The sequence below is a fragment of the Nocardia sputorum genome (genome assembly GCF_027924405.1).
Classification (GTDB): Bacteria; Actinomycetota; Actinomycetes; order Mycobacteriales; family Mycobacteriaceae; genus Nocardia; species Nocardia sputorum.
In genome coordinates, this window is sequence record NZ_AP026978.1 from 2,693,006 (window position 1) to 2,708,081 (window position 15,076).

12 protein-coding genes are annotated in these 15,076 nt (G+C 67.5%); 6 read left to right on the forward strand and 6 right to left on the reverse strand.

All coding sequences use genetic code 11. The annotated features are described in order from the left end of the window. Positions 1–32 precede the first annotated feature (32 nt). Positions 33–1,031: a ScbA/BarX family gamma-butyrolactone biosynthesis protein gene (locus QMG86_RS12395; protein ID WP_281879619.1), complete on the forward strand. Its 999-nt coding sequence runs from the start codon at positions 33–35 to the stop codon at positions 1,029–1,031. Continuing rightward, on the forward strand, positions 1,028–1,693 hold the full coding sequence (locus QMG86_RS12400) for an HAD family hydrolase (protein ID WP_281879620.1): 666 nt from the start codon (positions 1,028–1,030) through the stop codon (positions 1,691–1,693). The genes QMG86_RS12395 and QMG86_RS12400 overlap by 4 nt, the downstream gene beginning before the upstream one ends. Before the next feature lie 8 nt (positions 1,694–1,701). On the opposite strand, the gene QMG86_RS12405 is transcribed toward QMG86_RS12400, so the two are convergent. Continuing rightward, entirely contained in the window at positions 1,702–3,111 is a 1,410-nt protein-coding gene (locus QMG86_RS12405) for an FAD-dependent monooxygenase (protein ID WP_281879621.1), read from the reverse strand. Positions 3,112–3,276: 165 nt separating this feature from the next. On the opposite strand from QMG86_RS12405, the gene QMG86_RS12410 reads away from it, so the two are divergent. Together QMG86_RS12410 and QMG86_RS12415 are read left to right on the forward strand one after the other, a co-directional pair. Next, a complete protein-coding gene (locus QMG86_RS12410) occupies positions 3,277–4,605 on the forward strand; it encodes an MFS transporter (RefSeq protein WP_281879622.1) in 1,329 nt (442 codons plus the stop codon). Continuing rightward, positions 4,602–5,813 (forward strand): cytochrome P450, encoded by a 1,212-nt coding sequence (locus tag QMG86_RS12415; RefSeq protein ID WP_281879624.1) that lies wholly within the window; start codon positions 4,602–4,604, stop codon positions 5,811–5,813. Before QMG86_RS12410 ends, QMG86_RS12415 begins: the two co-directional genes overlap by 4 nt. On the opposite strand, the gene QMG86_RS12420 is transcribed toward QMG86_RS12415, so the two are convergent. Continuing rightward, positions 5,803–6,147, reverse strand: a complete 345-nt coding sequence (locus tag QMG86_RS12420; protein WP_281879626.1) for an ArsR/SmtB family transcription factor — start codon at positions 6,145–6,147, stop codon at positions 5,803–5,805. The genes QMG86_RS12415 and QMG86_RS12420 overlap by 11 nt on opposite strands. A 265-nt stretch (positions 6,148–6,412) precedes the next feature. Further along, the gene (locus QMG86_RS12425; RefSeq protein ID WP_281879627.1) at positions 6,413–6,964 is read right to left on the reverse strand and encodes a dihydrofolate reductase family protein; all 552 of its coding nucleotides are present in this window, start codon (positions 6,962–6,964) and stop codon (positions 6,413–6,415) included. A 201-nt stretch (positions 6,965–7,165) separates the two neighbouring features. Between QMG86_RS12425 and QMG86_RS12430 the strand changes: the two genes are divergently transcribed. Continuing rightward, positions 7,166–7,855, forward strand: coding sequence for an esterase/lipase family protein (locus QMG86_RS12430; protein WP_281879628.1), 690 nt, complete (start codon positions 7,166–7,168; stop codon positions 7,853–7,855). 71 nt (positions 7,856–7,926) lie between these two features. On the opposite strand, the gene QMG86_RS12435 is transcribed toward QMG86_RS12430, so the two are convergent. Next, positions 7,927–9,204, reverse strand: coding sequence for a serine hydrolase domain-containing protein (locus QMG86_RS12435; RefSeq protein WP_281879630.1), 1,278 nt, complete (start codon positions 9,202–9,204; stop codon positions 7,927–7,929). A 514-nt stretch (positions 9,205–9,718) separates the two neighbouring features. Between QMG86_RS12435 and QMG86_RS12440 the strand changes: the two genes are divergently transcribed. Next, positions 9,719–12,067: a serine/threonine-protein kinase gene (locus QMG86_RS12440; RefSeq protein WP_281879631.1), complete on the forward strand. Its 2,349-nt coding sequence runs from the start codon at positions 9,719–9,721 to the stop codon at positions 12,065–12,067. A gap of 197 nt (positions 12,068–12,264) precedes the next feature. Here the strand turns inward: QMG86_RS12440 and QMG86_RS12445 are convergent, their stop codons facing one another. Together QMG86_RS12445 and QMG86_RS12450 are read right to left on the reverse strand one after the other, a co-directional pair. After that, positions 12,265–13,776 (reverse strand): lectin-like domain-containing protein, encoded by a 1,512-nt coding sequence (locus QMG86_RS12445; RefSeq protein ID WP_281879632.1) that lies wholly within the window; start codon positions 13,774–13,776, stop codon positions 12,265–12,267. A 350-nt stretch (positions 13,777–14,126) separates the two neighbouring features. Then, positions 14,127–14,810, reverse strand: coding sequence for a hypothetical protein (locus QMG86_RS12450; RefSeq protein WP_281879633.1), 684 nt, complete (start codon positions 14,808–14,810; stop codon positions 14,127–14,129). Positions 14,811–15,076 lie beyond the last annotated feature (266 nt).

The window sequence follows — 15,076 nt, forward strand, 5'->3', positions numbered from 1 at the left end:
CCGCCAACCCATCCTTCCAGGAAGGCACGATCATGACCGCCGCAACCCAAACCCTGACCTTCGATCGCAATATTCCGCGAGGCATCGTGCACCGGGAATCGATCGCCGAGGTCTTCCTCACCGACGCGCAACCGATTCCCGACGGTGCGGTGTTCGCCGCCCAATTGCCCCGCAACCACTCGTATTTCAGTGACCATCGGGGCACCGCGACCACCTACGATCCACTCCTGCTCATCGAGGTGTTCCGGCAGGTCGCGATCTATCACGCGCACACCTTCCTCGGGGTGGCCCGCACGGAGAAGTTCATCTTCGGATCGGCGGATTTCACCATCGCCGACCCCGACACCCTGCGGATCGGCAACTGCCCGGGGCACTGCGTCATCGAGGCGCGGGTGATCGGCGAGAAGCGCCGTGACGATCAGGTCGTCGGCCTGTCGCTCGAGATGGTCGCCGAGATCGAGGGGAGGGAAGCCGCACGAGAGGTGATGGTCTACCAGTGGATGCCCGCCGCGGTGTGGAACCGGATCAGGGTCCGCGGGCGCGAAGCGCTGGGTCTGCCCGCCCAGCATGTGATTCCGGGGCATTTACCGGTCGCGCGGATGCGGCCGGGTTCGGTAGGCAGGCACAACCCGCGCAATGCGATCCTGGCGAATCCGGTGCTGTCGGGGGAGCGCGAGCTGACGGCGTTGACCATCATCGACACCGACCATCCTTCTCTCTTCGATCATGCCCTCGATCACGTTCCCGGCATGTTGCAGTTCGAAGCGGCCCGGCAGGTCGCGATGGCGGCCGCGAACGCTGTCCTCGGCCTGGACACCAGCCGCATGGTGATGCAGCAGCTCCAGATCGAGTTCACCAAGTTCGGGGAATTCGAGCGCGAGACCATCGCCAGGGCCACCGTGGCCGCACTTCCCGGTGCGGGCGGCGGCGTGCGGGCGCGGGTCGACCTGACCCAGGGCGCGGATGTGATCGCCGCCGGTGAGGTGGAACTGCGCTTCCGTCCGGCCGACGTCGGGACGATGGTCCAGTGACCGCCGCGAAGACGGCGGGGCCGTTCGTCTGGTTCGATTTCGGCGGGGTGCTCTCACCGCCGCTCGACGACCTGTTCCTGCGCTACGAGGAGGTCGCGGGCATTCCGCCCGACCTGTTGAAATTCGCCATCGCCGAGGTGGGCGCCGAATACGGGCTGGCGCCGCTGGCCCCGATCGAACTGGCGCTGCTCGACGAACGCGAGTGGGTCGGCAAGCTGCACGCCGTGCTCAGGGCCAAGCAACCCGAGCTCGACCTCTCGCGCAGCGAACCGGATTTCGGCAGGCAGTGGTTCGCAGGCCACCGCGCCAACAGCGCGGTCCGCGACTTCGCGATCGAGCTGGCCGACAGCGGAACTCCGGTCGGGGTGCTCAGCAACAATGTCGTCGAATGGGAGCCCTACTGGCACGAGATGATCGATCTGGATGGGGTTTTGAGCGCCCTGGTCGATTCGTGCAAAGTCGGGGTCCGCAAGCCCGATCCGGAGATCTTCGCCCTCGCCGCCGAGCAGGCGGGCGTCGCCGCCGGTCAGTGTCTGCTCATCGACGACCTCGCGGAGAACTGCGCCGCGGCACGGGAATCCGGCTGGCAGGCGGTGCGGTTCCGTGCTGCCGGACAGGCGATCGCCGAGGTGCGCGAGGTGCTGGAACGATGGCCGGGCTGAGCGCTGTCTCACCAGGCGCAGGCCAGGTAGCCGTCCGGGCGGATCAACGCGCAGGTCCACGCCTGGTCCGGAGTCACCTTGCCGGTCACCGTGATGGCGTCGGCGGGGACGTGCGGGACCGCGACGTGCTCATCGGGCCGGATCGCCACGAACCGGCCCGCCCGCAACAGCTCGGTGAGGGTCAGCACGCCGCCGTCGGCCTCGGTGACCACCAGATCGTGCTGGAATCCGGACTGGAACTGGCCGCTGATGAGCTGCGCGACGGCGTCGTGGATCGCCGGGACCGCGAGCATGGCCAGCATCGCCGCACGCAGTTCGGGCTCACGCGGGTTCATCATCCGCGATTGCAGCACGGTGTTGGCGACCACCGCCGCCGCGACGGCGACCCGTTCGCGCGAGTACTCGTCGAGGACGGCGGGCCCGTCGTGGCCGGTGATCACGCGGGCCAGTCGCCAGCCCAGCGCGAACGCGTCCTGCATGCCGGTGTTGAGGCCTTGGCCGCCGAGAGGATAGTGACTGTGCGCGGCGTCGCCTGCCAGCAGCAGGCGTCCGTCCCGCAGGCGGGTGCGGTAGCGGCCGTGGTCGCTGAACCGGGTGAGGTGGCTGATCTCGCTCAGTGCGGGCGATGCGCCGAGCACGTACTCCAGGCGTTGCCGGTACTCCCGCGCGTCGGGCTCGGGCCGGTGGTCGAGGGCGCCGCTGAAATCCATGGCGATGATGCGCGCGGGACCGTAGGGATTCGGATTGTGCAGGGTCCATCCGGTGGGCGTCGGACTCCAGCCCGGCGGGATCCCGTCGTCCGGGGCCGTGACGGCAAGCCCAGCGATGGCGTTCATAGTCGCCGGGTACACCTTGGCCGGGAAGTCGCCGGTGCGGGCGACGAGGCTGCGGGCGCCGTCGGCGCCGACGGCGTAGCGGGCGCGGACACGCAGCGAGCGGTGTTCGTCCTCGCCGGCCACCTCGGCCACCACCGCGTCGTCGTGGACCTCGAGTCCGGTGACGGTGTGACCGCGCAGGATTCGTGCGCCGAGATCACCCGCGCGCTCCTCGAACGCCGCCTCCAGCCGTGCCTGCGGAATCCCCGCGATCGGACCGGGCTCGACGCTGGGCGCGCTGATCGTCAGCACCGGCTGTGCCGCGAACTGGAACGGGGTCCGGCGCACACCGTGCGGATCACGCTGGATCGCTTCGGGATTCACGGAGGGGAGATATCCGCGGCGCGCCAGCAGCGACAGCGATCGGGCGTGCACCGTGCCCGCCCGCGGGCGCAGGTCCAGTTCGGTGCGGGTCTCGACCACGACGACCCGGATGCGCTGCAGCGCCAATTCGGCGGCTACCAGCATGCCGACCGGGCCGCCGCCGACCACCAGCACATCGGTGTCGAGGAAATCCGGTCCGGGCCGGTGCGCCGTGCTCATCACATGCTCCTGGGGCGAGGTCGGGGATCTGGTCCGCGGCAGCAGTTGTACGAAGATGATCGTAGCTACTAATATCATAGTACCTATTAGCCCGGTGGTACCTCGCGCATTCCGAAGTCCTCCCGCCGTGCCGAGCCCACCCGACCACCGCCCCAGGGGGTATCCATGTCGACCGTCACCACCGAAACCGAAACTCGCGGCGCGCCACCCAGCGGCGCGACACTGCCCGTGGTGCTCGCCGCCCAGTTCGTCACGCCGATGGCCATCGCGGGCACCGCCATCGCGCTTCCGCTCATCTCGCAGGACCTCGGATCGAATCCCGCCGCGCTGCAATGGGTCGTGAACGGATTCAATGTCGCCTTCGCGCTCACCACGCTGCTGTGGGGTGCGGTCAGCGACCGCATCGGACATCGGCGCACCTTCGGGATCGGTACCGCGCTCGTCGTCGCGGGGAGTGTCGGCAGCGTCGCCGCACCGAACCTGTTCGTCCTGGACCTGGCGCGCGTCGTCGCGGGCGTCGGCGCCGCGGCCATCCTGACCGGCGCCACCGCGCTGCTGTCGGCGGCTTACGAGGGGGCTCGCCGGACCAAGGCGTTCGCCGTCTTCGGCACCGTGAACGGGCTCGGCCTCGCGCTCGGCCCCACCATCTCCGGGATTCTGATCTCACTGCTGGACTGGCGGGGCGTCTTCCTGGTGCACGCGGTGATCCTCGCGGCCGCCGGTGTCGGCACACGGGTGCTGCCCGCCGTGAAACCCGCTGTGGCCGAACACGGTCCGATCCTCGATCTCGGCCTGCTGCGCAACCGGGAGTTCCTGGCCATGTGCCTGGTCCCGGTCGCCGGATCGATCGGCTTCGTCACCCTGCTGACCTACCTGCCCTCGGCGTTGAGCGGCATCACCGACCTCTCGGCGGGCGCCTCCGGACTGCTCATGCTCGCGATGACCATTCCGGTCTTCGTCGCGCCGGTGGCCGTCGGACAGCTCGTCACCCGCTTCCCGTCGCTGACCGTCGGTCGGGTGGTCTACCTCGCGCTGGGCGCCGCGATCCTCGGCAACGCCGGTGTGCTCGCCCTCTCCGAAGACCGTTCGGTGGCCTGGATCATCGTGCCGATGGTCTTGCTCGGCTTGGGTTTCGGCCTGCCCATCGGTCTCGTCGACGGTCACGCGCTCTCCGTGGTGCCCGCCGAACGCGGCGGCACCGCCGCGGGCCTGCTGAACTTCTTCCGCATCGGCAGCGAAGCGCTGTTCGTGGCCGGGTACGCCATCGTGCTGTCCACGGTCGTCGGCACCCGGCTCAGCGGGAAGGCCGCCGACGACACCGCCGCGGGCCAGTTCGGCCATCCCGACGTCTACCGCTCCGCCTTCACGATCACTGTCGGCGTCCTCATCGCCCTGCTCGTGGTGCTCACCATCCTCATCGTCGCGGTGCGCGGCAACACACGAGCCACCGAGAACCGGGACATCGGTTCCAGTCCAGAAGGAGTCACCTCATGACCCACGCACTCGACGCGGTCCGGGTCGATCTCGACGGTATCGCCAATATCGCGCCGCCGCTCATGATCGAACCGCTACCGCAGCGTTCCACCGGCGGCTTACCGCAGGTGAAACTGCCCAGCGGCCACACCGCCGTGCACGTGACCGCCTACCGCGACGTGCACGCGGTGCTGACCGACCTCAGCTTCGCGCGCGCCGAAACCAACGTCGAGGACGGGCCGAGCTTCCTGCCGACCATCATGCCGACGGAAATGCTGCTCAACCTCGACCACCCCGATCACGGGCGGCTCAAGGGCTTCGTGGCCTCCGCCTACAGTGCCGCCACCATGGCCCGGCGAGTGCCCGCGGTGCACCGGGTACTCGACGACGCGCTCGCCGAACTGCGCGCACAGCACGAGCGCGGATCGGCCGATCTCGTTCGCGCCCTGCTGGATCCGGTCACCATCGGCGTCAACGTCGACTACCTCGGCATACCGACTGCCGATCTCGCCTATTTCCGGCACCTGTCGCGGGAGATGCAGCTCGGCGACGACAGCGACGTGGACAAACTGCTGGCCGATTTCTGGACCCTGTACCACTACATCGAGGATCTCGTCGCCCGGCGGCGGGAGCTGCGGCCCGGCCTGATCCTCGACCTGCTCGCGGCGCGCGATTCCGTGTCCCCGCCGGTCACCGACGGGGAGTACGCGGCGATCCTGCTCGGCTCACTGGTCGGCGGGGACCAGAACATCCTGTCGGTGATCGCCAAGATCGCCTATGTGGCCCTCGCCAGGCCGGAGCTGTGGCAATACCTGGTGGACAATCCGGACGCCATCCCCGCCGCGGTGGAGGAGTTCCTGCGGTTGCTGCCGCTGGGACGGATCTCGACCTTCCCGCGCGTCACCACCCGTGCGCTCACGCTGTCGCAGGGGACGCTGTATCCCGGCGACATCGTCTACGCCGACGCGCATTCGGCCAACCGTGATCCCGAGGTGTACCCGGACCCGGCGGTGATCGACCCGGCCCGTAACGGCAAGCGGCACCTGCAATTCGGTTACGGCATGCACCACTGCATGGGTGCGGCCATGGCGCGCATGGAGATCACCGAGGTGCTGCGCAGGCTCGTCACCGAGCTGCCGACGCTCCGGCTCGCCGTGCCCGAGGACCGGATCCCTTGGGAGACCGGCATTCTCGTCCACCGGCCGACATCACTGCCGGTCACGTGGTAGCCGGCGCGGCCGGATGACGACCCCTGTCGGCGTCGAGAATCGCCGCCAGCAGGCCGGGAAACACTTTTTCCATGTCCTCGCGTCGCAGGCTCGTCATCCGGCCGTTGCCGACGTCGCGCTGCCAGATCAACCCCGCCTTGCGCAGCACCCGGAAATGATGGGTGCGCGTCGACGGCGCCCACGGCATCCCGAACACACTGCAGAACTGCTCGGTCCCCTCCGGCTCCGCGTACAGTTGCGCGATCACACTGCGCCGATTGTCATCGGCGAGCGCGGCCAGCACCGCGGAGAGATCGAACTCCCCGATATCGGGATGCCCATCCGCATCGGCCACGACCCACTCCTCTCCACCACATCATCCCGCGAGCGATTGCCGAAGGTATGAAGTCCATAGTACCTATGGGGCGGGTTTCAGACCTGGCGGGCTGAGCCCTCCGGCCACGCCACGGTGGCCGGTTTCCCGTGTTCGGCGGCGACCCCCGCCGGGAGCATCGTGCGGACTCACCTGCACGCCACAATCCGCATCGGCCTACAGACCACTGACCCGTCCGGTCGGCAAGCCTGCGTTGCGCAGCGGATGCCGAGCCAACGGGCGGATCTCAGTCGGCGAGATAGCGCAGCATCACCGCGGTGTCGAAGTGCCTTGTCTCGGCCAACCGGAGCTGGACGCGCTTGTCCAGCGATGGGAAGACCGGTGTGCCGCCGCCGAGTACCACGGGCAAGAAGAACAGCTGGTACTCGTCGATGAGCCCGTGTGGCATCAGCGAGGCCGCGAGGCTCGCACCACCCACCTCCATGACGCCATCGCCTCCGGCCTTGAGCCTGCGGACCTCCTCGACCGCGTTTTCGCTGATCAGCGTGCTGTTCCAGTGGACCTCGGTGAGCGTCCGGGAGAAGACGACCTTCGGCTTGTCCGTCCAGAGCCTGCCGAACTCACGCTCGATGCGCGGCGCGTCCTCGGGCACGTGCGGCCAGTACTCGGCCATCAGCTCGTACAGGCGACGGCCGTGCAGCGAGACCTCGATCTCGCGGTAGCGGTCGTTGTGGAACTGGTGCAACTCCTCGTCCGGGTTGGTCCAATCGATGCCGCCGTCGCGGTCGTTGATGTAGCCGTCCAGGGACACGCTGAATCCGTAGATCAGTTTCCTCATGATCGAGTAGACCTCCTACGCGGTCGAAACTCATCGGCGATCAACGGACAGGCGCGTCGGCGCTGTTTCTCCCGCGATGCCCGCGAGACATCACGAAACCGGAGGCGAATTGAAATCTTCAGCTTTCACAATGCTCGGATGGGCGGTCGAGGCGCTACCTTCTGTCTGCTCGCAGTGCTGCGAGCAGATCGGAGTCAACGCATGCACATCACATCGATCACGCGCCGTCTCGGGATGGCCGCAATCACCCTGGTCGCGACGGCTACCGCCACACTCGGTATCGCCACGCCACAGGCGGCTGCGGCGCCGGCGCGAGATCCCATCCTTTTCGTTCACGGATGGCGGGGATCGGCGTCGGACTGGAATTACATGTGGGGCCGATTCCTGGACGCCGGGTACTCCGCGGAGCAGATGGCGCGATTCAGCTACGATTCCACCCGGTCGAACAAGGACATTGCGCTGGAGGTGAAAGCGCAGGTCGATGCGCTGCGCGCGAAAACCGGTGCCGCCACAGTCGATATCGTCACCCACTCGATGGGCGGCCTCAACAGTCGCTGGTACCTGAAGAACTTGGATGGCCTGAACTCCGTCGACGACTGGGTCTCCATCGGCGGCCCCAATCACGGCACCGACGCCGCCAACGGATGCCTCGACGCATCCTGCGAGGAGATGCGGCTCGGCTCGGCCTTCCTCGCGGAGCTCAACAGCACCGACGAAACCCCCGGCCGGGTGAATTACGGCACCTGGTGGTCACCGTGCGACGAGATCATCAACCCCGATGACAGCACCATTCTCAGCGGTGCCACCAACACCCAGACGCAGTGCATCGGCCATGTCGCGCTGCTGTCGTCGTCGACGGTTTTCGAGGGCGTGCGCGACTTCGTGAAGTAGTCGGCCGAACTCGAGCCCGGCGGCGCCCAGGACGGAACCGCCGGGCAGCGGATGACATCGACCGCGTGCTGCTACCGGATCCCGGGGGTCGTCGGATGCGGGCCTACGCAGCCGAGGATGAAGCAGCCCGGCGGCCAGTTCGCGAACGGCGCGGACATGGGCTTGCCCAGGCAGGACAGCGGGTTGCAGCCCGGATAGGCCATCGGGCCGATACCGAGTGCGGCGAGGGTGGCGTCCGGATTCGAGATCATCGGATCGGACAGTTGGACATCCGATTGCTGTTCGTAGGGTGCCGCGGCGGGTAGGCGGGGTTCCCGGAAGGCGGCGCCGACCGCACGCAGGACGTCGTGCGGGAAGCTCAACGCGCTTCCCGGGACCGTGACACCGGTCCAGCTGACCATCAATCCGAGGCTGGGCACGACGAAATTGTCCTGGCGCATCATTCCCGACATCTGCATCGCATCCGGCGGCAGACCGGGGAAGTAGTTGGCGCAGTCCGGCCCGTTCACCACGAACAGGAAGCCGTAGCACGGGTTCGTCGGGGTAGGCCGGCCGGCCTGCGCGAGATAATCGGCCGAAATGATCCGATGACCGCCCCACTGGCCGCGGTTGGTGAGCAGCAGGCCGAGCTTGGCGAAATCGTCCGGTGGCAGGAGGAGATGCGCGTAGCCGTAGGTGTTTCCGCTGCGGTCACGTCCCCAGAAGTAGTCGGTCGGCGGAATACCCAACGGATCGAACAGTTTTCGCTGCGCGTACGCCTGGAAGTCCTCGTCGACCGCACGCTGGATGACGTAGGCGAGCAGATCGACAGCGCGCTGACTGTAGCGCCACTCGGTGCCCTGCTGCTGATCGATCGGCATAGCCAACGCCTGCGCGACCACATTCGGGTCGATTTGCGCCAACCCGGTGATGCCCTCGGAGGCCACCGCGACCCGCATGCCGCTGGATTCGGTGAGCAGATTCCGTACCGTGATCGCGCGATGTCCGGCATCACCGAGTTCGGGCGGCAGATAGGCGCCGATCGGGTCATCGAGCCGCAGCCGCCGCTCGTCCACCGCGATCCCGGCGACCATCGAAACCACGCTCTTGGTGCTGCTCCACAGATTCCATGGCACACCGGCGGCCCGCGCGTTGTTCGGGCCGGTCGCGATCAGGCAATTGTTCCGGAATATCTGCAGCGTCGTGCGCGTCGAATCCGCCGCGAGAGCCACCGCCTCGCGCAGCGCCGCCGAATCGAGTCCGACCTCCTCCGGCGTCGCCGTCTCGGGCACCCGTCCACTGCTGACCGCACAGTGCCTCAGCCCGTCCGGCGCGGCCTGCGCCATCACCGGTGCACCAACCCCCAACATCGACGTGGCCACCGTAATAGCCGCCACCGCAACGCTTCTCATACCCAGACCCACGCCCGGCCTCCGCTCTCGACGAACTCCACCAGGCACATCGCCCCCGCCCCAACCCCGGTTACCATCTCGGCTGCCCCCACTTGTGGGGGGCGGAGGTCCGCACGTGCACCTTCGCCGGACGCGTGGAAGTAATCCGTTGCGTTGCCGGCCGTACCTGACTGGATCGCGGATCCGGTCCAACCAGCGGACGCGGTCGGATCTGCTAGAGCGGATGTGGGAAAGCGGATGAATCCGTTCGTGGCACGATCACACCGCTCCGGCGCGCTTCGGGACAGTCACTGTTGAAGACCTGCTGGCCGCTCCAGTTCCGGAGCTGTGCGGTCACAAGCCGGGCAATCTCGCAAATGGCAGGGACTTGGTTGGAGGACATACGGCCCGCGTTGATCGCTCACAGAGTTGCCGATGTGGGCGGGATGGGCTGTGATCAATCTCGACGTTTCGTTTGGGGAGGTATCGCACGTTGGCCGCATTGGAACCGGGGTCGGTGTTCGCCGGATACACCATCGAACGCCTGCTCGGTGCCGGGGGGATGGGAGAGGTGTACGTCGCCCGGCATCCCCGGCTGCCCCGCTCCGACGCGGTGAAGGTGCTCGCCGCGCAGTTCACCGGCGACGAATCGTACCGGCGCCGCTTCGAGCGCGAGGCCGATCTCGCCGCGTCGCTGTCGCATCCCGGCATCGTCAGCGTCCACGACCGCGGGGAATTCGACGGGCGGTTGTGGATCGCGCTGGAGCTGATCGACGGGACCGATCTGTCGGCATTGCTCACCGCCGCGCCGGGCGGATTGCCCACAGCCGATGTGGTGCGGGCGGTCACGGAGGTCGCCCATGCGCTCGATTACGCGGGTGCTCGCGGGCTGGTCCATCGGGACGTGAAACCCGCGAACATCCTGCTCGCCGGGACCGGTCACTACCTGCTGACCGACTTCGGGATCGCCCGCATGGGCCCGGGGACCTCCGATCTCACCGGAACCGGCCTGACCCTCGGCACGGTTGCCTACGCCTCGCCGGAACAGATGCAGGGGCTTCCGGTCGATCCGCGATCCGATCAGTATTCGCTGGCCGCTACCGCCTTTCATCTGCTCACCGGTGTTCAGCCGTTCACCGGCACCAGCCCGGTCGCGGTGATCATGGCGCATGCGCAGCAGCCGGTTCCCAGTGTGCGCGAGCGGCGGCCCGATCTAGCGCCGCAGGTCGACTCGGTGCTCGCACGGGCAATGGCGAAAACTCCGGAGCATCGCTTCGCCACCACCGAGGAATTCGCGGCCGCCCTCGGCCGTGCGGGCTCGGTCTCCGTACCGCACCCGCGTTGGCCGGCCGCTCCTGCCGACCGTTACGCGGCCACAGTCGTCAACCCGGCCCCGGCCGGCCGCAGTCCGCATCATCCGCCCCCGGCATCACTGGGTCTGGGTGCGGCGCGGCAGGGATCAACCGGTCGGCGGGGATCGCTGCTCATCGGTGCGCTGGTTGCCGCGGTGGCGCTGGTCGTGGTGGGAGCGCTCGGTATCCGGGGGCTTCAGCACGACGGCGGCGTGGAAGAAGCCGCGCAGCTACCCCGCCGGCCTGTGACGCCCATACTTCCGTCCCTGGAGAAACGACCGGATACTCCGATCTGGACGCTGGGGGATATTCCGGGTACTCCCGCGGACCAGCCGAGTGGCCCGTCGGCGCTGGGCGGCGATTCCGAGGTCGTCCTCTTCGGCCGCACCGTCTATCCGGACCGCGGGGACGCACTCGAGTATCTCGAGATCATCGATGCGAACACCGGTCGGGCCTGGGCCGGCACCCAACCCGTCGTGATCGATTCGACGGGTGACCTGAGTGCCGAGCGTTGTGTCGTCAGCGAAAGTCACACGGGGGCAGCCTGCCACCTCAACGGCCGTAACTCCGACACGCTGACAGTGGTCGATTTCGCGACGAGCCGAATCACCGGCACAGTGGCTGCCGCGGGCGATATCTCCGGCCTGACCGCCGCAGGTGAGCGTTTCGTTTTCGTGGACAGGCAGAGCTACGGTGCGCCCCCGGCACTGCGGTCGATCGGTGTGGACGGCCGGGAACTTCCCGCGATCGGCTGGCCCGCGGCGAGATCGTCGTCCAATACGCGGCATTCGATAGATATCTTCGGATTGGTCCGGCTGGCCGTGGTCAGGTCCGCACCGGACCCGGCGCAACCGCTGTCCAAGTGGGAATTGAAGGTGATCCGGCTCGAGGACGGAAAAGAAGTGTTCCGGCGGGACTCCGTCGAGGAGATCGCGGACGACGAATGGAACGTCTTCATCGACGGATTCGTCGTCGGCGGCGGTGCGGCACCGTACGGGATCTACGACCGCAACGGCACGGAGACCGCGCAACTGCCGAGGGGTTGGCGGCCGAGTCGGCATCCGACGATGTCGGGGCCAGGGCCGGCCGAGACCTCGGTACCGACCGCGATCCAGGTCGACGGCGACAAGACGACCTACGCGGGAATCAGTCCGCGCACCGGGGCCGTGCTGTGGAAGCAGCAGTCCTTCAGCGCCGGCGACAGCGACGATCCACTCCTCTTGCGCGGTATCGGAAATCTGATCCTCACCTCGAAATCGGGCCGCCTGGTGGACGCGTATACCGGCGACTACGTGATCCCCGGCTACGTGCCGGAAGGCACCGAACTCGGCACCGACGGCAGCCGGATTGCCGTCGCCACCGACACCGCGGGTCCGGGATATTCACTGGAAGTATGGAACGATAGGAACTCGGTGTGGGAGATAACCAGCAAGTCCGCACCGGTATCGGTCGGCGGCAAGATCTACGTCGGAAACCTGCGGCTCTTCTGAATCAGCGCTGCACGTTTACTGCGGCCGGCCCAGTTCTGCCGCGCATCCGCGACGGAGAACATGGGCACCCATGCTCGACGTGTCAGTGTCCAGAGCTCGGTCTATCCCTGCGCTACCCGACAACGGCGCGAACAGCGTCAGGATGAAGTGGTTTCCCCAACCTGACGCTGTTCTGCCGGCCTTGGCTGGAGATCGGGCTACGGGCGAGTCACCTCGGTGGCCTGAAGGTTGCGCAGGGCGCCGTCCCCGGCCTCGTGCTGGGAGGGGTAGAGCAGTTGCACGGCCACGGTGAGGGGTGTGCCGGGCTCGATGGTGTGGGTGTCATCCGGCGTGGCGATCACGACCGACCCGCTGGTGCCGTCCTCGATCACGCGGTACCACTGGCTCTGCTGAGGATTGATGCGGGTTCGCGGCGGAACGTCGAAACGGATTTCCCACCACACCACCCGCTGCTCATGGGCGGCCAGAGTGAGGTCGTAGCTGATGACCCATCCGGTCGCGTCCTCGGGCCAGGTCTGGGGCCACTGCCCGACGATCACGGGGGAGACGGTGACGGGAGGCCGATCGACCTCGGTGGTGACCGAGCCGGAGTGCCGTTCGGCGGTGTTGGCGCGTGAGGGCGAGGTGATGAGGCTGGTGCAGGTGAGTCGGCCCTCGAATCGGGGGCCGATGGTGCCGGTCAGGGTGATGGTCGCCTTGCTGCCCTTGGGCAGGTCGATCGGCATGTGCAAGCCGTCGCGAACCGAGCCGGTGCCGCAGACGGCTCCATTCTCGGCCTGGCAGCTCAGTTCCAGATCGGTCAGCTCTGTCGGGACAGTGGCGTCGAGCACGGCGTCGGGGGCGTCGTTTGGGCCGAGGTTCTGCACGCCGATGGTGTAGGTGATCCGGTGTCCCGATTGCGCGGTCTGCGGGCCGCTGATCTCCAGGGGCATTTCCGCGGGCAGGGTCACCTTCAGGTTCTTGATCCGGTGGTGGGCGGTCGCGGCGCCGGTCCCGGCGGCGAAGCCCAGTTTGAAGGTCTCGGGCACACGCGGTTGACCGTCGGCGCCGGCGAGATCGAAGTTGTCGATCAGCAGGGTGCCGTTCGGGTTGGTCTTGTCGGCATGACGAACGGTCAGCCGCCCGCCGATGACGGAGACCTGAATGTGGGCGCCGCGCTCCCACTCCGCGCGGAATCCGCCCGGCACCGCAACGCCGGTGAGCCAGCCGAACCCCTCCCGCAGATTGCCGGCTCCACGCACCCCCAAGGTCTTGGGCCGTTGCGCACCGCCTCCGGTGCCGGCCAATGGTGTGGCGAAGTTGCCGTAGTTGTCGAAGCCGACGCCGACGAATCCGGCGGTGACTCCCGGCGCGACGATCTGCCCGGAATCGGACTTGGTGACGGAGTAGCCGAGGGCGGCGCCGAGACCGCCGGGCTGGGTGGTGTGCGCGCCGTCGATCAGATAGACGCTGAAGCCGTCGCCGAGGTTGGCTGCTCCCTCGCAGGAGTAGTCGAAGTCGATGGTGACCCCGAGGGTGGAGGAGAACGCCTGATCGAGGAACGCCGTCCCCGCCTGGGAGTTGGCGTTGGGGGTGAGTTCCAGGCTGCCGTCGTGCAGCCGTGCGCTGCCCAGCAGTTGCCAGTGCGGGTTGGTCACGGTGTCGTGGGTGAACGATTCGACGATCGGGAACTGGGCCTGCTGGATGGTGACCGGTGCATACGTCGTCATTGTCAGATCCTCCTCGAGGCCGGACGTGCATGAGATGAGCGATTACGCCACGCAGATCGACTCCGCCGCGTATCCGGCGAAGCCCCGGTCCACAGATGCGGCTCCTGGCCGGACACCCCAGGGCCACAAAGTCGACTGTAGGAACATCCGAACGCGACCGATTCACCTCTTTCGAGTGAACCCGTGCAGCCGCCTACGCTCCGACTTCACGGCGCGACGCCAATCCTCGCCGAGCGCATCGGGCGATTCGTACCGGCTGCCAGATTCACGGCGCCACCCTGGACGGTTCACTCCGAAGGCAGCGCCGCATTCGCCGCCGCGGTCACCAGCGGCCGCGACGCCACTGGTGGTTACTTCTTCCGCAGTCCATCCAGGGCCTGCTTGGCCTGATTTCTGGCGATGGCGCCGAGTTCGTCCGGATTCACCGGCGGCTCGCCGTGCTGGCGCAGGATGGGGATTCGCACTCGCACCGAGACGTTGCTGTCCTGCACGCCGACGAGGTAGTCCATTCCAGTGGTGTAGCTGAATTCCGATACCGAGGTGTGCCAGTAACCCTGGGCACCGATTCCGGTCAACTCGCCGGATCCCGACCCCGACCCCGGGGTGGTGTCCTGGCGTTTCCAATCGTCGTAGGCGGGAGCTGCTCCGGCCGTTGTGAACTCGACGCGAAGGTCGATGCCCGCTTGATTCCAGTGCACGCCGTCGCCGGCGAGGCTCTTGTAGCTGAATTGGCAGGACAGACGGCCCGGGTCGTCGGCGCTCGGCGGGGTCTCGTGGTGGAAGGGCGGCCGGTCCGGTATAGACGACCACTTGTGCAACGGGGCGGGATCGACCAGATCGCACGCATCGGCGATCCCGTTCATCGAATAGATGCCCGGCGCCGGTTCCGGGCGTGGAGTAACCGTGGCGGTCGACGATGTCGCCGGTGCGCCGGCGGACGCCTCGACAGCGGCGGACCGACTGCCACTGTCGCCGTCGGCGATGATGATGCCGATCATCACACCAGCGCCCAGCATGGCCACCAACGCGATCACACCAGCGGCGAACAGGACTGGCTTACGGTGATCGTCAGACGCGGACGCACCCTGCGATGCCACCGGCTGCGGCTGATACCCCTGGCCGATTCGGCCGAACCCTGTGTCGGACCGGGTCCAGTCCCCTTCCGAGGAAGATGGTCGCGGCGAAGTGTGCTCGAAGCCGCCCGGGGTCGAGTTGTCGGGTGCGTGCTGTGGGTCTGTCATCTCTTGCAGCCCTTCGATTCTCGACGTGCTTCCCGTCGGCCCTCCGCTTCGCGCCGATC